The organism is Candidatus Omnitrophota bacterium, from assembly GCA_016209275.1.
Lineage (GTDB): Bacteria > Omnitrophota > Gorgyraeia > Aquiviventales > Aquiviventaceae > JACQWM01.
This window is the reverse complement of the sequence record JACQWM010000033.1, coordinates 1-18,433: the sequence shown is the minus strand read 5'-3', so window position 1 is coordinate 18,433 and position 18,433 is coordinate 1. Positions and strand designations below refer to the sequence as shown.

Sequence of the window (18,433 nt, the reverse complement as noted above, 5' to 3'; positions counted from 1 at the left end):
GCATAAGTGACTGAGTCGCCTCCTCCGAGGGGACTCCGCGATGGGAGTCAGGGAACGGTCGCAACGCCTCAGGGCGTTCACGACCGATCGCATGGGTCGGAGTTTGGGTGTTGCAGAGCGTTTTCATAAGTGGGATCATCGATCGCACCGCACAAGGAAACCGGTAGCATCGGGCGATGCGGACACCTCGGTCTGCCGGCGGCACGCGGGAGCGGCCCGCTCCAGGTGAGCGAGATACAGGTCACGCTGTTGGGCCGTGGCCGACAGGCTGATCGCCACCGTCACCGCGGTGGGAGTAATCGACAGCGGCACCGCATCGTTCACGTCGATCTCATGGCGCATAGCGATGTTGATCAGCGTTTCCACCGTGCGGAACACCCGCATGTCGGCCGCCGTCGGCGGTGCAACATCATGCGGGTCTCGGACGCGCGCCTGCAGCGCAAAGGGGTAGATGGTAACCCCTTGGGTTTGCTGCAAGCGGAACGATTCCAGGCGCAGACTGTCGACGTCTTGCACGCCTTGGAGCTGCTCGAAGAGGCTTTGCACCTGCGAAAACCCTTTCTCGGTCTCCTCCGACATCACGGCACCTCGAACCGCCACGGCGCCGTCGTGTTCGCTGACCTCATCCAGCCGCATCGTGGGGGGGGCGGCGGCTCGGATGGCCCCCTCGAGGCGTTCCCACCGCTGCCGCTGCGTCGCGCGTGGCACCTCCGGATCTAACGCCACCGCAGGCGGCGGAGCCAGCACGGGCTCATCCGCAACGATCATGGCGCGATGCTTCAGCGCCCAGAACCCCCATGCCATGATGGTGATCAGAAACACGACGATCAGGAAGATCTGCACCCGACGGTAATACCGGCTCGCAATGGTCATGACGAAACCTCCGGACGCAACAGCGGAAACAAAATTACATCCCGAATCGAGGGTTGGTTCAGCAAGAGCATCGCCAACCGATCCACGCCTACACCCAAGCCGCCGGCCGGCGGCATGCCGTATTCCAGCGCTTCCACAAATGATTCATCGATCATCTTGGCTGGGAGCTGAGAGCTAGGAGCTAGGGGTTGCTGTCCCGCTCCGCGCTCAAGTTGCGCTTCAAACCGCCGCCGCTGCTCGATGGGATCATTGAGCTCTGAATACGCATTCGCCACTTCCATGCCGCCGATGAACAACTCAAAGCGCTCCGTGATAAGAGGATGGCCCGGCTTGGCTTTCGCCAAGGGGGAGAGCTCGGTCCAGTAGTCCACGACAAACAGCGGCTTGGCCTTGGTCTTCGGCTCAAAGAGCTGCTCGACCAGCCGCACGAGCTGTGAACGGCTGAGGCCCTTGACCTGCATGCCCTTCGTCTGCAACACCGCCTGAATCTGCTCCAGCGAAGACTGCGGGGCCAGTCCCATGGCGTCCATTGTCTCGGCGAAGGAGACGCGATCCCACGGCGGGGTGAGGTCGATCGCCTGGCCTTGATACTGCAGGGTGAGCGTGCCGCACAGCGCCTTCGCGGCATCCAGAATGAGCGCTTGCACCAAGTCCATCATGGACGCGTAGTCGTGATACGCGGCGTAGGCTTCGAGCATGGTGAACTCGGGATTATGCCGTGTTGAGATGCCTTCATTACGAAACGAGCGATTCAATTCATAGACGCGCTCCAATCCGCCCACAAGCAATTTCTTTAAATAGAGTTCCGGGGCCAACCGCAGATATAAATCGGCATTCAGCACATTGTGATGCGTGACAAATGGCTCCCCGGCAGCGCCCCCGGGAATTGCGTGCATCATCGGCGTTTCCACCTCGATGAAGCCATGCCGCTCCAGTGTGGCGCGCAGCGTCGACACCAGCTTCGCCCGGCCGAGAAACACGTGGCGCACCGGTTCATTGGCGATGAGATCCAAATAGCGCTGGCGATAGCGGATTTCCACGTCTTTCAGCCCATGCCATTTCTCCGGCAAGGGCTGCAACGCTTTGGCCAGAAGGGTCAGCTGATCGACTTGGATGGTGACCTCGCCGGTCTTCGTCTTGAACATGGCGCCGGAGACCCCGACGATGTCGCCGAGGTCTAAGTTTTCAAAGAACGCGTAGGGGCTTTCGCCAATGCGCTCGCGCTTGAGGCACAACTGGATCTTGCCGGTGGCATCGCGCAGATCGGCAAAGCTTAAGCCCCCATGGCCGCGCTTGGCCGTCAGCCGTCCGGCCGTCGTGGCCGCCCGGCCATCCGAAAATTGCGCGACGAGTGCTGCGATCGGCTCGGTCTTGGGAAACCGCTGGCCGTAGGCATTCACGCCCTGCTGTTGCAACACGGCAAGTTTTTCTCGACGGATCTGGGCTTGATCTTCAGGCATGGAGGCTTCGTCTATTGTACCAAAAAGTCGCCAGGGTGATGGCAATGCAGACGAAGGCGAACCAGTCGCCGAAGCGAAGATAGGCACTGTTGGCTGGGCCCTGCCTGATCTCGCACGCGCGAGTGCCTTCGACGAACAGCTCGCGGCCTGAGGCATCATGCACCGAGCCGATCCACCGTCCGGTTGCATCGATGCAACCGGACCAGCCGGTGTTGGCCGCGCGCACCACGGGCACCCGCAGCTCCACCGCCCGGAACGTTGAGGCTTGGGCATGCTGATACGCAGCCGCCGTCGGCCCAAACCACGCGTCATTCGTGATCACCACCAGCATCCGCGCCCCATCCCGCACGAACCGCCGTGCCAGCGAAGGGAAAATGTCCTCGAAGCATATCAACGTACTGAATGGAAATTTCGAATTGCGAATTTCGAATTGCGAATTGAAAACCGTATATCGGTCCCCTGGGGTGAAGTCGCCGATGGGCGGCAAGACGCGGCGCAGCCAGGGAAATGTCCGCTCGCCGGGAATGAATTCTCCGAACGGCACGAGATGGAGTTTATCGTACCGGTCGAGGATATCGCCGGCTGCAGACAGCAGCACGGCGCTATTGCGCAAGGTCAGCCAGTGCTCTCCCCTGACGAGGACCGGAGCTCCGACAAGCAGCGGCAGCTGGGTGTGTTTCGCCACGCGCAGCATACGCTGGGTGAGTTCTTCATCGCCGCCGAAATAGCCTGGCACCGACGTTTCCGGCCAGACGATCAGATCCGGGTGGGTTGCCGCGGCTTCTGCGGTGAGCGACTCGTAGCGCTGCGAGATACGCTCCACGAACGCCTCATCCCATTTCTGCTCCTGCGGAATGTTGCCCTGCACCACCGCCACCCGCACCGGCTGCACCTCACTCACCTTGACCATCACCTGGGCGCTCCGTAATGCGCTGTAGCCCATGGTGACCGCGAACGCGACAAGAACCACCACCCACTGAGCCGATCCTCGTGGTGGGGCACGCCGATGCCCCTGCCGATGTCTGCTCACCCAGAGGGGGCCGCTGATCATCTCGGCGATCGCGGCATTCACTAGCACGATCAGGAACGAAACGCCCCACACCCCGGTGACATCCGCGAATTGAATCAGCCGAAGCCATGGAGTTTGAGAATAGCCCAGCAGATTCCAACCGAATCCTGAGAGCAGGTGGCTGCGCGCGTATTCCAGCACCACCCAGAATGCTGGAATGACGAAAAGACGACCCATGACCCATGACTCATGACCCATGACCAAAGCGGTTTTGTCGTGCGTCGTGTGTCGTGTGTCGTGTGTCGCAGTGACGAGGTAGCCGAATCCCCCAAAATACAGCGCCAAATAGGCGGACATCAGCAGCCAGCCGACAACCGTCACATGGATCAGCCACCATCCTGAGCCGAGAAAGAAGAGGAAGCCGACCAGCCACGACCACCAAAAGGCGACTCGGGGCTGTGGGCTCTGGGCAAGGAGCAGCAACCATGGAACCAGCGCGAACCACGCGAGCCAAAACAGTTTCAGCTGAAGACAGGGGAGCGCGAGGAGAACAGCGCTTGCCACCGCCAAAAGAGGAAGGGTGTTACGAGAAGAAGATGTACTATGCACGATGGTATGACTGGCTCTTGACCGTTTTCCACACGCCCAGGCCGCCGAGCAGCCCAATCAGCCCCAGTGATCGCCAGATAATCTTTATCATCGGATGATACCCTCCAGCGTTGCATCGAAGCGATCCCAGGGCAAGATATGGACGCCGGATCGACGCTGCTCCATCGCGCCGCCATAGACGACATAGGCATCGGCTCGCGAACCGGATAAGCGCTGCCAATACCGAAGATCGCGCAGGAAGCGCTCCTGAAAGGTTTCTGAGGCTTTGATTTCCAGCGGGATCAGACGACGTCCGGCCTCGATCAGACCATCAACCTCATGGCCATGTCGATCTCGCCAAAAATATAGCGACGGCTGCCGACCTTGGTGATACCACAATTTCAGCAATTCAGCGATCACAAAGTTTTCAACGATCGCCCCCCGCATGGCATGGTAGGTGAGATCCCGGGACGTGCGGATGCCAAGACAGTAACATAACAGCCCAGTATCATAAAAATAGAGCTTTGGCATCTTGACGAGGCGCTTGCGGAAATTGCGGTGGTGGGGTTGGAGCAGATAGATGATGAAGCTGGCTTCGAGGATCGAGAGCCAGGCTTTCACGGTGTTATGCGTCACGCCGCAAGCTTCAGCAAGCGAGGAGAGGTTCAAGAGCTGCCCAGCACGCGCGGCACAGAGGCGGATGAGCCGTTGAAAATCAGAGAGATCACTAATGTTCTTCAGTTGCCGGACATCTCGCTCCACATACATCTGCACGTAATTCGCATACCAATCTGTCGGATTCAACGTCCTGGCGCTGTAGAGACGAGGATAGCTGCCTTTCCAGACGAGGGTGTTCAGCGATGTGGGAAGACGTTTGGCCGCTCGCAGCTCTCCGACGCTGAACGGCAGCAGCGTCAGGAGTGCTGCCCGCCCTGCCAGTGTTTGCGACACGCGCTCCAAGAGCAGAAACTGTTGGGAGCCGGTCAGAATAAATCGTCCGGGTTTCGATTGCTGATCTACCTCGGTCTGCAGATAGGAAAAAAGCTCTGGGACCCGCTGCACCTCATCGAGAATGACACCTTTCGGATACTGTTTGAGGAACGCGCGCGGGTCGGCGGCGGCGAAGTTTCGCGTATCGAGATCTTCAAGCGAAACATAGGCGTGGCGTGGAAACGTCACCTTGACCAGGGTGGTTTTCCCTGACTGCCGCGGCCCGCACACGGAAACCACCGGATAGGCGCGCGCAAGGGCTACAAGCTTGTTGGAGAGTCGTCGTGGAATCATGACAAGGAGGATAGCAGAAAAATAGACAAATTGTCAATTAGATTTACAAGTTGTCCACACGCCAAAGCCGACCAACACGCCCCACCAGAGGCCGCAGATGAGTGTCGGCCCCCACTGCCGGGCGATCACCGCCAACGGGATCATGCCCAAACATCCGCTGAAGCTGGCCATCAAGAGATGCAGTGGCAATTGACGCCTCGCCAACCCTCGCCACAGCGTCAGCCACACGTAATAGCTGAATCCGCCGAAACCCCAGGTAACCGGATAGAACACGAAGAACATCGGTGGGGAAATCAATCGGTAGAGGAGCTGGCTCCATATCGCATCAGGAAACCGATTCACAAACCACCCAATGAAGAAACTTGCACCCTGGGATGGTGGGTCGAATGGAAGGAACCAAGAGTACAGTATGTCGCCTCGATGGGGCTCATTCAGGCAAAACGCCGTCCACAGAGGGATCCATGGTAATACGGAAGCTAGGCCCATCGCCACCAGCGCACCCCCCCATTGACTCCGTGGTTCGCGATTGAAGAACGCCGTCGCCACACGAACACTCAATGCTGCGAGGATCGCGCCGTGCAATGCGGATCCGATGATCACCCGCCACGCGTACCACGAGTGCACTCCAGCAACCTGAATCGGGAGACGCACATCAGGCAACATCACGTAGATGAGCCGTCCACCCATCGCCCCGCCGAGGCCGCCAAGCAGCCCGATCACTCCCAATGACCGCCAGCTTAGCTTCATCTTATGGCTTCCAGATCAAGCGCGATGGGAGCACCTCATAGACATCTTTGCGATGGCCGATTTTGAGCACCCAGACTTCTTGGCCGACAATCTGATACACGATCCGGTAATCGCCGGCGCGGATCTTCCAAAATCCTTTGAGGCGGTGGCGGAGAGGTTCGCCATAGTAGGTCGGTTCCGTGGTGAGGCGACGGTCGATGGCCTGGCGGATGCGGGCATGAAGGTTGCGGTTAATGCGCGGGAGATCCTCCTCGAGCACCGCCGGATGATAGACGAGCCGGTAGGCCATTACCGCCGTCGTTTTTTCAGATGCCCCCACACTTGCTCATGCGTTACGGCCTTACGGCGATCGAACGTTGCCGCTCGCGCCTGGGCTTGCTCCGCCCAGTAGGCGTCTTCGTGAAGCTCGAGCGCTTGCCGGATCAGCTCACGCGCTTCAAGCGACACAGAAATCCCATTACGCGCCGCCAGCTGTTTCACGGACCGTAAGACCGGCGCTTCCAGCACCACATTTAGTCGCGGGTGTTTCGTCGGCATCGTCTTCCCTCCTCGGATCAGAGTGTATCACAAGTGATGAACCTTGTCAATTGGGTTTGGTTGAAGTCGCCACGGCTTTCCACACGCCGAAGCCGACCAGTGCGCCCCAAATCATGTTTTGGAAAATCTCCAAGCTCCCTGGTCTTATTGAATCCCAAAAGCTGATCGTCCAACCCAGTCCGCCGCTCACAATACCGATAGCGGTATGAACAAGGAGACGTTTTGCACTCCATCCCTGGCAGATAACCCACAAAAAGTAAGCTATCAATACAATGCCGCTTTCTGTATTGAACGCGCTCCTGAGTGTTTGAAACCAACTCAAAGAAAACCACCATGGCCAAATTAATGCAGACCAGATGCGTTGCAGCCTCTCGGATATTGAAAACGACCCGGTCGTCTCAAAAACCCTCAACACGACCAACTGATATGGAATAAGGGAGACCCAACCAATCAACCATCCACTGATGGGGAGTCCAACCCATCGTACGAGCGGCTTTCGATGAACCGCCCAAGAGACAACTCCTGCAGTCATACATGCTAGGAGTACTTTTTCTACGGTGGAAACTACAATCGACTCCCAACTGAGGATCCTATTGCTGGCATAGAGGGGAATCAGTCCGCCGAGGCCGCCGAGCAGGCTGATCAACCCCAACGATCGCCAGGTGAGTTTCATTGATACAAGCGAAAGCCGGCGCGCTCGAAATGGCTGTCGAAGGAAAAAACCTCCTCGACGCTGTGCTCGCGCATCAAGACGAACGAAACGCAATCAGTGAAGCTGACCTGTTGGTCCGCATACTTTTCTAACACGTCAATCGCGGCATGCTCTTCTTCTTCTCCCGGCCGCCAGATCGTCAAAATCTGGGAGGAGAGGATCGCACGGGCGCGCTGCGCGGCAAAGTGATAACCCGCCCGCCGAGCCAGCAATGTGAACGCCTCATTGAGGACAAAGTTGCTGGTGGCACAGCGTTGTCCGCCCTTCGCCAGGCGCTCCCAGACTTTCAGGGCTTGGCGATGGTATTGGTCTCGCTGGACATACCGCGCGATAAACGCTCCGGTATCCAAGTAGATCATGTTTCGGCCGGGCCGTAGAGGTAGCGGTCGTGATGGCGGGACAGATCCCGCGGCGCCGCTCCTCGGAACACCGCCTCATCCGCAAATAAGGAATCAGGCTGATGTTTCGTGGTCCGCTGATGCGTCGCTGCGTCAATGGATCGCCGGATGAACTCCCCGAGCGAAATCCCCAGTCCTTCAGCGTGCTGCAGGGCGCGGCTTTTGAGCGTGCTCGGCAACATAATCGTCGTTCGGTGCATCGTAGTGAAACCTCCTCTTTATGTTACGCATACATAATACCATATGCATATAATAATTTCAAGCCACTCGATTACTTGCCGTGGCACTTTTTGTACTTCAGGCCGCTGCCGCAGGAGCAGGGCTCGTTGCGGCCAACTTTCGGACCGGCATGCTGCACCGGCGTGCCTTTGGGTAGTGCTTGGGGTTCCGGCTCAAGGGAAAATGGCTGTATGCTGTCTGCTGCCCGCCCCGGCTCCGCCGGTCGGGCCGGGGTGTGCTGTGTGCTTGCGGCTGTCGCCGCGGCAATTGCCGTGGCTGAGGCCGATTGCGCATCCGGATGGAGCTCTTGGTGCGGGGTCGTGGCAAAGACGCTGACCGCGCGCTGCTCGGCCGCGGGTTGCATGCGCAGCAGCATGGTCAGCGACTCCAGCTTGATCGACTCGATCATGTCCTGAAACATCCGGTACGCTTCGCGCTGATATTCAACCAGCGGATCGCGCTGGCCGTAGGCGCGCAGATGAATACCCTCTTTGAGCGCATCCATCATGTACAGGTGGTCTTTCCATTTCGCATCCATCACGATGAGCAAAACGGCTTGCTCATGGCGCTGCATCATCTCCGGCCCGACCGCGGCGCGCTTCGCCTCGTACGCCTGCTGGCAGGCTTCAATGACAAGCGCGACGAGCGGATCATGCTCGCGCGGCAGCTGGGCGCCATCAAGGGTAATCCCGAATTGATGCGTGACGGCTTTCTGCAACCCCTCAAGATCCCACGCATCAGGCCGCAGATTCTTCGATGCAAAACTCTCCACCAATCCCTCGCCGACTTCTTCGATGATCGTGTTCACCAGCCCCTGCAGATCGACACCTTCCAAAATGCGCCGCCGCTGCTCGTAAATCACCTCGCGCTGGCGGTTCATCGTGTTGTCGTATTCCAGGAGCTGTTTGCGAATTTCGAAGTTTTGCCCTTCGACCCGCCGCTGCGCGGTTTCAATGGCCTTGGAGATCATGCCATGCTCAATCGGCAGCCCTTCTTCCCAGCCCAGCCACTTCATCTCCATCAGCTTGCTGATCCGCTCTGAGCCGAAAATCCGCATCAAATCATCCGCCAGCGACAGATAAAACCGCGAGGAGCCGGGATCGCCCTGGCGACCACTCCGGCCGCGCAACTGATTGTCGATGCGCCGGGCTTCGTGCCGCTCGGTGCCGAGCACATGCAACCCACCGACCGCCACAACCTCGTCGTGCTCTGCCGCGCACTGTTTGGCAAACCCTTCGATAATGGCACGCCGCTGCGTCTCATCCAGCGGCTGTGGCTGCCCCTCCTGTTGCTCCCGTTGCCGCTCCTGCTCGCGAATGGTTTGATCGGCAAGGGCTTGGGGATTGCCGCCGAGCAAAATATCCGTGCCGCGGCCGGCCATGTTGGTCGCAATCGTGATCGCCCCTTTGCGCCCGGCCTGCGCGATGATGCCGGCCTCCTGCTCATGATATTTGGCGTTGAGCACATGGTGCGGCAGCCCGGCGCGGATAGTCGCAACGGCTTGGATCAGCCGGCTGATGTCTTCGAACCGATAGACGAGGACCGACTTCGAAGCCGCCGTGAGGACCTGCTGATGCGCCTCGATCGCCTGCTCCTCGCTGATCAGCGCCGGCCGTGAGAGCAGCTGCTGCCATGGTGTTCGTTGCGCCTCAGGCACCGACTCTTTCGGCAGCTCCTTCAGCGCCGTCTCGCAGATCGCCGCCAGGCGTTTCATCAGCGGCCCCGGTTCACGCAGCATGCGTGAGAGCCGCTCAGATTTTTCAATCGAGATCGTGCCGACGAGCACCGGTTGTCCCGCGCGATGCAATTGCACGATCTCCTGCACCACGGCGAGGAATTTCTCCTCCTCGGTCTTATAGACGGTGTCAGGAAAGTTTTTTCGGATCAGGGGTTGGTTGGTGGGAATCGCCACAACATCCAGCTTGTAGATCTGGCTGAACTCCTGCGCTTCGGTCGACGCGGTCCCGGTCATACCGGCGAGCTTTTCGTACATGCGGAAGTAGTTTTGGAAGGTGACGGTCGCCAGCGTCTGATTTTCCTGGCGAATCTTCGCACCCTCTTTCGCTTCAATCGCCTGGTGGAGCCCGTCGCTCCAGCGGCGGCCCGGCATCAGGCGCCCGGTGAACTCATCGACGATGATGATCTCGCCGTCTTTCACCATGTACTCCACGTCGCGCCGGTAGAGTTCGTGCGCCCGCAGCGCGTTGTGGATGTGATGCAGCAGGCGCATATTGGTTTCTTCGTAGAGGTTCTCAATCCCCAAGAGCTCCTCGGAGCGGCTAATCCCGATCTCCGTCAGACTCACCGCATGATCCTTCTCATCCACCTCATAATGCTCGCCCTTCTTCAGCTGGCGGACGATCTTATCGAGGCGGAAATACAACTCCGTGGATTCTTCAGCAGGACCAGAGATGATCAGCGGCGTGCGCGCTTCATCCACCAGGATGCTATCGACTTCATCCACGATCGCGAAGTGGTGCTCGCCCTGGACCATTTCCGTCAGGCGGAACCGCATGTTATCGCGCAGATAATCAAAGCCAAACTCGTTGTTCTGCCCGTAGGTGATATCGGCCGCGTACGCCTCTTTGCGGTTGACCGGGCGCAAATGCAGAAACCGTTCGGCCGTTTGCGTCCAGGTGGGATCATAGATGAAGGAGAGCGATTCTTCCCCAGGGCGGCGCTCGGCAGGATCCACACCTTGAATGACCCCAACCGTCAGCCCGAGCGCATGGTAGATCGGCCCCATCCACCGCGTGTCGCGCCGGGCCAGATAGTCGTTGACGGTGACGATGTGCACGCCGCGGCCGGTGAGCGCATTGAGATACGCGGGGAGTGTGGCAACAAGCGTTTTCCCTTCACCGGTTGCCATCTCGGAGATTTTCCCTTCATGGAGAATCATGCCGCCCATGAGCTGCACGTCGAAATGACGCATGTTGACGGTGCGGCGCGCCGCCTCGCGAACCACGGCGAAGGCTTCAGGCAGGACCTCTTGGAGGGCGCGATGCTGCACCGCGCGGCGTTGGCGCCTCAACTCATCGCGTTGATCGTGATTGAGGTTGTACCACTCCGGATCAGAGGCGGTGATGAATTTTTCCGATGACAACCGCTGCTTGATGCGCTCGCGGAACTCGTCGGTTTTGGCGCGCAGCTGCTCATCAGAGAGCGGCGTGATTTTCGGCTCGAACCGGTTGACCTCTTCGACCACCGGCCATAAGCGCTTGCGCTGCCGGTCGTGGTACGTGCCGAGAATTTTTTGGAGGAACCAATTGACCATGTTAGTGGCCCGGTGGCCGAGTGGCGTGGTGGCCTCGCCCCACGACGATGTGGCCACTTGGCCACTTGGCCACTTGGTCACCGCTCATTAGGTGTTCGGGTTGCTTTGTTGGGCTTTCCATTTGAGATACGCTTCCATGAAGGGGTCGAGTTTTCCGTCGAGGACCGCTGCCGCGTTGCCGGTTTCATGCTCGGTGCGATGATCCTTGACCATGTTGTACGGATGCAGCACGTAGGAGCGGATCTGCGAGCCCCACTCGATTTTCTGCTTGGAGAGGTACGCTTTGGTGGCCGCTTCTTCCCGCTTGCGGCGCTCGGCATCGGCCAGGCGAGCCTTCAACACGTGCATGGCCTTGGCTTTGTTCTGCAATTGCGAGCGTTCGTCTTGGCACTGCACGACAATGCCCGTCGGCAGGTGGGTAATCCGCACCGCCGAGTCGGTCGTGTTCACCGATTGCCCACCCTTGCCGCTGGAGCGGTAGACATCGATGCGCAAATCTGATTCTTTGATTTCCACCGGCGCGTCTTCCTCGGATTCAGGAATCACATCGACGGAGGCAAACGACGTGTGCCGCCGCTTATTCGCATCAAACGGTGAGATGCGCACGAGCCGGTGCACCCCTTCTTCGCTCTGCAGATAGCCGTAGGCGTAGGGGCCGCGGACGATCATCGTCGCGTTTTTCACCCCGGCCTCCTCACCCGGCAGCAGATCGATCATCTCCGTGGAAAACCCGCGCTCATCGGCCCATTGGCGGTACATCCGCAGCAGCATCTGGGTCCAGTCGCATGACTCGGTGCCGCCGGCACCCGAATGCACGGCGAGAATGGCATTTTTGCTATCCGCCTCCCCGCCGAGCATCCGCTGGATTTCCAACTGTCCGTACAACGTTTCAAGCGCGGTGACATCGCGGAGCAGTTGCGCGATGGAGGTGGTATCGTGCGGCTCGGTGAGGCTGATCAGTTCGGTCAGATCATGCAGCCCTTGCTCGAATTGCTCGATGGGGGCCCGCTGATTTTTGAGGCTCTTCAGGGTTTGGATCGTGCGGTTGGCGCGGGATTGGTCAGACCAGAAATCGCCCTGGGCCATCGCCGTTTCGATCTCGGTGATGCGCCGGGCAAGGTGTTCGAGGTCAAAGATACCTCCGCAGTTCGGCCCATTGCGAAGACAGCGCCTCGAGACGATTGCGCAGTTCGACCACGTGATCCGGCAGCGGCTGAGGGCTCATCGTGAGGAGCATTCTAACATAAAACGAGGGCAGACCCCTAGCCTTCGTAGAGGCGCAGATCGATGTCCGGAGCGTCCTCAGAACTGATCGATTGGCCGTGGCGGGATTGACGGTCGGAGACCACGTCGATAAAAACCTCAACGACGCTCGGATCAAAGTGCACGCCGGCGAATTTCTTCAGCTCGGCCACCGCCTGATCGACCGAAAGGCGCTTGCGGTACGGGCGGTCGGTGACCATGGCATCATAGGTATCGGCGACGGTGAGGATGCGAGCGCCCAGCGGAATCTCTTCGCCTCTGAGCCCCGCAGGATACCCGGAGCCGTCATACCGCTCATGATGATGCCGCACCAAGGCCACCACTTTGCCCAGTGACCGCACCGGCTTGACGATGGCCTCGCCGATGAGCGAGTGCTGCTGCATCGCCTTATGCTCCTCAGGGGTCAGCGGGGTGGCCTTCAGCAGAATCTCGTCCTTGATGCCGATCTTGCCCACATCGTGCAGCGTGCCGGCACTTTGGAGCATCCGCACCATCTCCTGATCCAATCCCATCCGCTCGCCGATTTTCATGGCGTAGAAGCCGACCCGCTTCGAATGGCCGGCGCTGTACGGATCTTTCGCTTCGACGGCCATCGCCAGCGCCATGATGGTCTCCAGATACGTCCGCTCCACATCGAGATTGAGCCGATAGTTTTCGATCGCCACCGCCATTTGCGACCCGATGCTGGCCAGCAGCGATTCATCATCATCGGTGAACGGCCGCTTCGCCTGCTGACGGAGGACCGCCATGATGCCGATGGGATGATCGCGGACCTTCAAGGGCACGCACATCAGCGGCCCTTCATCGCGGCTGCCGTTGCGCAAGCCGAGCGCAAACGGGCTGCCGGAGCTGCGCATCGCGCGGCCTTCGCGCGCCACCCATCCGGCAATGCCCTCGCCCAGCTTGATGCGCTCGCCGCCGCTTGAGACCCCCTCCGGAGTCCACAAGGTTTTCACGTAGAGCTCCTCCTTCTCCCCGTCAATGAGCATGAGGCTGCCCATCTGCGACTCCAGCGCCTGAACCGTGTTTTCGACGATGAGATTCAGGATGCTGTCGATGCCTTCATAGGAGATGATGGCCGTGCTAATACGGGACAGCAGCTGTTTGACGAGCTGCCGCGATGATTCGAGTTCTTCGACCTTCCGCTCCAGCTCCTGGGTGATGCGGTTAAACGATTTGGCCAGCTCGCCGATTTCGCTGCCCTCATGCACGTCAATGCGCCCAGCGCTCTTGCCGCTGACGACCGCCCTGGCCTGTTGAGCTAAGCGTGCGACCGACTGCACAGTCCGCCGAGCCACCAGGAAGTAGCCGATGAACGCCGAGGCCGCCATGAAATAGAGGGCCAGCCGAAGGTCATGCTGCGAGACCATGGCCCAGACCACGATCAGAAAGGGGATAAACGTCATAAACCCAAAGGCGATGGTGAGGCGCTTGGAGAGGCTTTCCTCCCGCAGGGGAACGAGGCGGATGCCGCCCCGGGTAGCGTGCTCCGTTTGTGGCGACGAGGACTCGGTGGTCATGTTGGCTCGATCACGGGCAGTTCTAAGTATACCCGACGACGCGCTGCGGGATCAAACATGGCGCGGCGCGCTGCTCGCGCCGAAGCGCCTGGTATTTCGCCGCCGCCCCGCGGGCAAACCCGCCAAGCGCGCCGTCGGAGCGGATCACGCGATGGCACGGAATGCGCGGAGCGAAGGGATTGGCATGCAGGGCATTGCCGACCGCCCGCGCCGCCGTCGGATGCCCGATGCGCTGGGCGACCCAGCGGTAGGATCGCGTCTGGCCTCGAGGAATGCGCGCCGTCGCCTGATAGACCGCCTGCTGAAACGCCGTCAGGCGACGCCACGCGGCCCCAGCAATGCCCCGCGGAGGGTGAGACCATGCCGTCGTCGTCATCTGAGCGTCTTTAGGATAACGGCTGCCAGCGTTTTTGGCAAGCGACCTATGCTGGCCACCTCATCGGTTGAGGCTTGTGCTAGGACCGCGAGCGTTCCGAAGCGCTGCAGCAACGCCCGCTTTCGTGAGGGCCCAATGCCCGGAATCGCATCCAGTGCTGACGCCGACACGGCCCGGCCGCGCAACCGCCGATGATAGGCCACGGCGAAGCGATGCGCTTCATCGCGCACATGCTGGACAAGGTGCAGCACCGGCGAGGTGGGCAGCAAGGTCACGGGCTCCTCGCGATAAGGCAAGAAGATCTGCTCAAAGCGTTTAGCCAGCCCCACGATCGGCATCGACAGCGACAGCGCGGAGACTTCATCGCAGGCCGCGCGCAATTGGCCTTTGCCGCCGTCGACGAGGATCAGATCCGGCAGGGGCAGCTGCTGAGCTAGGGTGCCGCTGTAGCGCCGGCGGATCACTTCGCGCATCATCTGATAGTCGTCTCCGCCACGGAGCATGGCGGATCCGCCACGTTCTGTGGCGGAAATGCCGCGCACGGTCTCGATGCGAAATTTCCGGTAGTGCGATCGGTGCGGCGTGCCGCCCACAAACACCACCATCGACCCCACCGCATCGGTGCCAGCGATGTTCGAGATGTCAAACCCTTCGATGCGCTGCGGCAGCCGCGGCAGCTTCAGCGCGGCCTGCAATTGTTCCAGGGGGCCGGCGGTCGAGGACTTTTCCTTCGCGACGATCACCGACGTGAGTGAGCGGATCTGATCGCGCAGGCGTGCGGCGTCCTCGAACCGCTCGCGGCGCGCCGCCTGCTGCATGCGTTTCGAAAGATCGCGCAGGAGCGCATCACGCTGCCCCTCAAGAAACGCCGCCACGTCTTCGACGATCCGCTGATACGCCGCTTCGTGGATCGCGCCGACGCACGGCGCTAAACACTGCCCCAGATGGTATTCCAGGCACGGCGTGTTCGGAAACGTCTTGCAGGTGCGCATCGGAAAGACCCGCCGGAGAAACCGGACCGCTTGATGCATGAGGCCGGCATCCGGATACGGCCCGAAATACCGCGCCCCATCCGGCAGCTTCCGACGGGTCACCACCAGCCGCGGAAAGCGCTCGCGGGTGATCTTCAGCATCGGATACGATTTATCGTCGCGGAACGAGACGTTGTAGTGCGGCAAGCGCTCTTTGATGAGCTGAGCTTCAAGGAGGAGGGCGTCGGATTCCGAGGCGGTGGGACGCACATCAAGATCCGCCACGTCGCGCATCATCTTCGCGATGCGCGGAGACAGCGCGGCCGCGGCGCGGAAATAGGAGGCGACGCGCTTGCGCAAGCTCACGGCCTTGCCGACATACAGCACGCGGCCCTTCGCGTCGCTGAAGAGGTACACGCCGGGCTGATCCGGCAGGCGGGTTACTCGGGCGCGAAGTAGCGCCACAGCGGAAACTGTCTGAGCCATTGGGTCACGCGAGACCATTCTTCAACACGGAGCAGCCAACATCCCAACAGATACGCCGGAGGGCCGCAGCCGATGACGAGTAACAGGCGCATCAACGCATGAAGATGTCCATCGAGCGTATACCACAGCAACGCGCAGCAGGCCCCCATGCCGATAGAGGCCAGCAGCATCCGGCCGAACGCCGCGAGCACGGGGGCGAGCAGCGGCTGCCCCAACCGCTGTTCCAGGCGGCGCATGAGTCGAAACGCGTTCAGGCTGTTGGCGAGTGCTGCCGCCAACGCCAGGCCGGCGATCTTCATCGGCCACATCAGCAGCAGGCACAAGACCAGATTGAGACTTAAGGCTTCCAGGGCCAGCCGCACCGATGTCCAGGTATCGTGCATCGCGTAGAAGGCGCCGGTGATCACCTTGCTCACCGCATACGCCAGCAGGCCGATCGAGTAACAGATCAGCGCTTGGGCCGTCATGACGGTGGCGCGATGATCGAACGCCCCGCGCTCGAATAAGCCGCCCACAATCGGGAACGCGAGCACCATCAACCCCACCGCGGAGGGCAGGATCACGAAGCCCACCATCCGCGTCACGTGAATCAGCGTGCCGCGGAACGCCGCCATGTCGCGATGGGCGGCATGCTCAGAGAGCGTCGGCAAACTCGCCTGCGCTGAGGCCGTGCCGAAGACCGCCAGCGGCAATTGCACCAGGCGATTGGCGAAAAAGAGCGCGGCGACCGCGCCCTCGCCGACGATGGCGCCGAGCGAAGCCAAGATCGTGTCCATCAGCACGCTCGCCTGGTACACCGCCGAGCCGATCACCCGCGGCCCGAGCAGCCGCACGATGTCCCTCGCCCCGGGATGCGACCAGCGCCAGCCGAAGCGGAACCCGCGCGACATCGCCACCGGCACTTGCATGGCCAGTTGCATCGCGCCGCCGATCATGACCCCCATCGCCACCGCGAGGATGCCAGGCGTCGTCAGCGGCACCCACCACACGCAGGCCGCGATCGTCGCCAGATTCAGCACCGCGGAGCCGAGGGCCGGCACCGCAAAGTGGCGGAGGCTGTTGAGCAATCCCATAAAAAACGCCCAGAGGCCCACGAGCGTAATGAACGGAAACAGGATCCGTGTCAGCCGCACCGTCAGGGCGAATTTCTCCGGATCGGCGAGAAACCCCGGCGCGATCAGCCGCACCAGCCAGGGTGCGGCCAGGCTGCCGAGCAGGCCGAGACCGCAGAGCAGGATGGACGCGCGCGTCCAGAGCGCTTGGGTGAGTTTCCAAAACTCTTCCGGCGAAGCCTTGGCTCGATACCAGCTGAGGACTGGGACAAAGGCGCTCGTCACCGCCCCTTCCGCCACCAGGTCCCGCAGCAGGTTCGGCAGGCGAAAGGCGACGACAAACGCCTGCGATTGGGCGGTCGTTCCGAAGAGGCCGGCCATCAGCATCGCCCCGATGAAGCCGAGGACGCGGCTGGCCGTCGTGGCCAGCGCGAGCACGCCGGCGGAGCGGGCCATCCGAGACGGCGGCGGATCGATGCTGACAGACGGCTGCGGCGATGCTATAATAGATTTTTGGACGGTCATCTGAGGAGGAAGACATGCCAATCAAACATGCGGCGCTGAAGCAAATCCGGAAGGACCGCCGCCACCACCAGCACAACCAAGCGATTCAGTCAGAACTCCGAACGCTGACCAAACGCTTTCTCGGCCTGGTGAACGAGAAAAAGTTTGAGGACGCCAAGCAGCTGATCATTCAGATCGCCAAGAAGTACGATCGCGCGGCCAGCCGGCGCGTGATCCACCGCAATACCGCCTCCCGATTCAAATCCCGCCTTGCTCTTCGACTCAACAAACTGCAGTAACTACTCACTCGCGACAACGCAAGATTCAATAATGAGCTGCTCCAGGGCTAGCTCGGGAAGAGTGCGGCCCTGTTTGGCGTCGATATCCAGCTGCCAGCATCGCGCCAGCAGCTGTTGCAGGCTCCTGAGGGAGCGCGCGGCCACCTCCCGCGAAGCCCGCTCCACCTGCCACGCATTCCACCCGGTGGCTCGTGCCATGGCCTCAACCGAATGGCCGAGCTCCGCCAATCGCTTCACCGTCACCCATCGCTGCAGCTGCCAAGCGATCAATCCGAGCAATTCCAACGGTTCCTTGCCATGGCGAAGCTGCTGCACCGCCGCGTCCAGCGCGGCGGCGACCTGCCGCTGGCCGAGCGCATCGGTCAGCGCAAACGGCTTGGGAACCCCCAAGGCGTGAGGCGAAAAGGATTCCACCACCATCGAGGCGGGAGGACGCGCGAGCGGATGACGAACGCTCAGCTCGGCGTCGACGATCAAGACCACCACGGCGGTCTTGGCGATCGCCGGCGACTGCGCGTGAAGCGCCTCAACGATCGACGCGGTCAAGCGCTGGGCCGCCTCCACGATCACCAGGCGCAGGCGGCTGGCCGCCGGATGCTGGCGGCACAGCGCCAAGAGGCTGTTCGTGGAGATCGCCGCGGCATCGATGTGATGGCGATCCAGCGGGTGGATGCCCAGCGACTGCTCCAGGGCGCGAATCCGCTGCAGCTTGGCCGGCCGATCCGACCCGACAAAGAGATATATACCTGAAGCAGCAACTGGGGGCATCGAGGAAATAACCAAGGGTAAAGTCGTACTTTAGCCACCTGGATGATGAGTATGTTGCTCAAGCAAGTACATGAGCTGTTGAACTTGTTGATC

Annotated in this window: 18 protein-coding genes; 1 reads left to right on the top strand and 17 read right to left on the bottom strand. The window is 60.7% G+C overall.

What is annotated here, in order from left to right; translation table 11 throughout:
- Positions 1-135 precede the first annotated feature (135 nt).
- The 16 genes from HY737_05055 to murJ form a co-directional block, all read right to left on the bottom strand.
- On the bottom strand, positions 136-873 hold the full coding sequence (locus tag HY737_05055) for a hypothetical protein (protein ID MBI4597756.1): 738 nt from the start codon (positions 871-873) through the stop codon (positions 136-138).
- The gene (lysS, locus tag HY737_05050; protein MBI4597755.1) at positions 870-2,333 is read right to left on the bottom strand and encodes a lysine--tRNA ligase; all 1,464 of its coding nucleotides are present in this window, start codon (positions 2,331-2,333) and stop codon (positions 870-872) included. Before lysS ends, HY737_05055 begins: the two co-directional genes overlap by 4 nt.
- Entirely contained in the window at positions 2,326-3,906 is a 1,581-nt protein-coding gene (gene lnt / locus HY737_05045) for an apolipoprotein N-acyltransferase (protein MBI4597754.1), read from the bottom strand. Before lnt ends, lysS begins: the two co-directional genes overlap by 8 nt.
- Before the next feature lie 132 nt (positions 3,907-4,038).
- On the bottom strand, positions 4,039-5,214 hold the full coding sequence (locus HY737_05040) for an ATP-binding protein (GenBank protein MBI4597753.1): 1,176 nt from the start codon (positions 5,212-5,214) through the stop codon (positions 4,039-4,041).
- 33 nt (positions 5,215-5,247) lie between these two features.
- Positions 5,248-5,961, bottom strand: a complete 714-nt coding sequence (locus tag HY737_05035; GenBank protein MBI4597752.1) for a hypothetical protein — start codon at positions 5,959-5,961, stop codon at positions 5,248-5,250.
- Position 5,962: 1 nt separating this feature from the next.
- Complete coding sequence (locus tag HY737_05030; protein MBI4597751.1) at positions 5,963-6,250, bottom strand: type II toxin-antitoxin system RelE/ParE family toxin; 288 nt, start codon at positions 6,248-6,250, stop codon at positions 5,963-5,965.
- A complete protein-coding gene (locus HY737_05025; GenBank protein MBI4597750.1) occupies positions 6,250-6,498 on the bottom strand; it encodes an antitoxin, RHH family protein in 249 nt (82 codons plus the stop codon). The genes HY737_05030 and HY737_05025 overlap by 1 nt, the downstream gene beginning before the upstream one ends.
- A gap of 46 nt (positions 6,499-6,544) precedes the next feature.
- A complete protein-coding gene (locus tag HY737_05020) occupies positions 6,545-7,171 on the bottom strand; it encodes a hypothetical protein (GenBank protein MBI4597749.1) in 627 nt (208 codons plus the stop codon).
- Positions 7,168-7,569 (bottom strand): PIN domain-containing protein, encoded by a 402-nt coding sequence (locus tag HY737_05015; GenBank protein MBI4597748.1) that lies wholly within the window; start codon positions 7,567-7,569, stop codon positions 7,168-7,170. Before HY737_05015 ends, HY737_05020 begins: the two co-directional genes overlap by 4 nt.
- The gene (locus HY737_05010) at positions 7,566-7,808 is read right to left on the bottom strand and encodes a hypothetical protein (GenBank protein ID MBI4597747.1); all 243 of its coding nucleotides are present in this window, start codon (positions 7,806-7,808) and stop codon (positions 7,566-7,568) included. Before HY737_05010 ends, HY737_05015 begins: the two co-directional genes overlap by 4 nt.
- Positions 7,809-7,879: 71 nt before the next feature.
- Positions 7,880-11,101, bottom strand: a complete 3,222-nt coding sequence (locus HY737_05005) for an SEC-C domain-containing protein (GenBank protein MBI4597746.1) — start codon at positions 11,099-11,101, stop codon at positions 7,880-7,882.
- Positions 11,102-11,188: 87 nt separating this feature from the next.
- Positions 11,189-12,326, bottom strand: a protein-coding gene (prfB, locus tag HY737_05000) for a peptide chain release factor 2 (GenBank protein MBI4597745.1) whose coding sequence is annotated in 2 segments (ribosomal slippage) — positions 11,189-12,238 and positions 12,240-12,326 — 1,137 coding nt in all. Because the reading frame shifts where the segments join, the coding sequence is not laid out codon by codon here.
- A gap of 37 nt (positions 12,327-12,363) precedes the next feature.
- Positions 12,364-13,884 (bottom strand): HD domain-containing protein, encoded by a 1,521-nt coding sequence (locus tag HY737_04995; GenBank protein ID MBI4597744.1) that lies wholly within the window; start codon positions 13,882-13,884, stop codon positions 12,364-12,366.
- A 22-nt stretch (positions 13,885-13,906) separates the two neighbouring features.
- Entirely contained in the window at positions 13,907-14,260 is a 354-nt protein-coding gene (locus HY737_04990) for an MGMT family protein (protein ID MBI4597743.1), read from the bottom strand.
- Positions 14,257-15,717 (bottom strand): excinuclease ABC subunit UvrC, encoded by a 1,461-nt coding sequence (locus HY737_04985; protein MBI4597742.1) that lies wholly within the window; start codon positions 15,715-15,717, stop codon positions 14,257-14,259. Before HY737_04985 ends, HY737_04990 begins: the two co-directional genes overlap by 4 nt.
- Positions 15,672-17,294 (bottom strand): murein biosynthesis integral membrane protein MurJ, encoded by a 1,623-nt coding sequence (gene murJ / locus HY737_04980; protein ID MBI4597741.1) that lies wholly within the window; start codon positions 17,292-17,294, stop codon positions 15,672-15,674. Before murJ ends, HY737_04985 begins: the two co-directional genes overlap by 46 nt.
- Before the next feature lie 14 nt (positions 17,295-17,308).
- On the opposite strand from murJ, the gene rpsT reads away from it, so the two are divergent.
- Positions 17,309-17,572: a 30S ribosomal protein S20 gene (gene rpsT, locus HY737_04975; protein MBI4597740.1), complete on the top strand. Its 264-nt coding sequence runs from the start codon at positions 17,309-17,311 to the stop codon at positions 17,570-17,572.
- Here rpsT and HY737_04970 read toward each other — a convergent pair whose 3' ends face one another.
- Positions 17,573-18,340 carry a hypothetical protein gene (locus tag HY737_04970; protein ID MBI4597739.1) on the bottom strand — a complete coding sequence of 256 codons (768 nt, stop codon included), beginning with the start codon at positions 18,338-18,340 and terminating at the stop codon, positions 17,573-17,575. It abuts the gene before it with no gap.
- Positions 18,341-18,433: the final 93 nt, after the last annotated feature.

Excerpts from the sequence above, each read along its gene's own strand:
- HY737_05055 (MBI4597756.1), bottom strand. The coding sequence starts at position 873 with ATGACCATTGCGAGCCGGTATTACCGTCGGGTGCAGATCTTCCTGATC.
- lysS (MBI4597755.1), bottom strand. The coding sequence starts at position 2,333 with ATGCCTGAAGATCAAGCCCAGATCCGTCGAGAAAAACTTGCCGTGTTG.
- HY737_05040 (MBI4597753.1), bottom strand. The coding sequence starts at position 5,214 with ATGATTCCACGACGACTCTCCAACAAGCTTGTAGCCCTTGCGCGCGCC.
- HY737_05035 (MBI4597752.1), bottom strand. The coding sequence starts at position 5,961 with ATGAAGCTAAGCTGGCGGTCATTGGGAGTGATCGGGCTGCTTGGCGGC.
- HY737_05030 (MBI4597751.1), bottom strand. The coding sequence starts at position 6,250 with ATGGCCTACCGGCTCGTCTATCATCCGGCGGTGCTCGAGGAGGATCTC.
- HY737_05025 (MBI4597750.1), bottom strand. The coding sequence starts at position 6,498 with ATGCCGACGAAACACCCGCGACTAAATGTGGTGCTGGAAGCGCCGGTC.
- HY737_05020 (MBI4597749.1), bottom strand. The coding sequence starts at position 7,171 with ATGAAACTCACCTGGCGATCGTTGGGGTTGATCAGCCTGCTCGGCGGC.
- HY737_05015 (MBI4597748.1), bottom strand. The coding sequence starts at position 7,569 with ATGATCTACTTGGATACCGGAGCGTTTATCGCGCGGTATGTCCAGCGA.
- HY737_05010 (MBI4597747.1), bottom strand. The coding sequence starts at position 7,808 with ATGCACCGAACGACGATTATGTTGCCGAGCACGCTCAAAAGCCGCGCC.
- HY737_05005 (MBI4597746.1), bottom strand. The coding sequence starts at position 11,101 with ATGGTCAATTGGTTCCTCCAAAAAATTCTCGGCACGTACCACGACCGG.
- HY737_04995 (MBI4597744.1), bottom strand. The coding sequence starts at position 13,884 with ATGACCACCGAGTCCTCGTCGCCACAAACGGAGCACGCTACCCGGGGC.
- HY737_04990 (MBI4597743.1), bottom strand. The coding sequence starts at position 14,260 with ATGACGACGACGGCATGGTCTCACCCTCCGCGGGGCATTGCTGGGGCC.
- HY737_04985 (MBI4597742.1), bottom strand. The coding sequence starts at position 15,717 with ATGGCTCAGACAGTTTCCGCTGTGGCGCTACTTCGCGCCCGAGTAACC.
- murJ (MBI4597741.1), bottom strand. The coding sequence starts at position 17,294 with ATGACCGTCCAAAAATCTATTATAGCATCGCCGCAGCCGTCTGTCAGC.
- rpsT (MBI4597740.1), top strand. The coding sequence starts at position 17,309 with ATGCCAATCAAACATGCGGCGCTGAAGCAAATCCGGAAGGACCGCCGC.
- HY737_04970 (MBI4597739.1), bottom strand. The coding sequence starts at position 18,340 with ATGCCCCCAGTTGCTGCTTCAGGTATATATCTCTTTGTCGGGTCGGAT.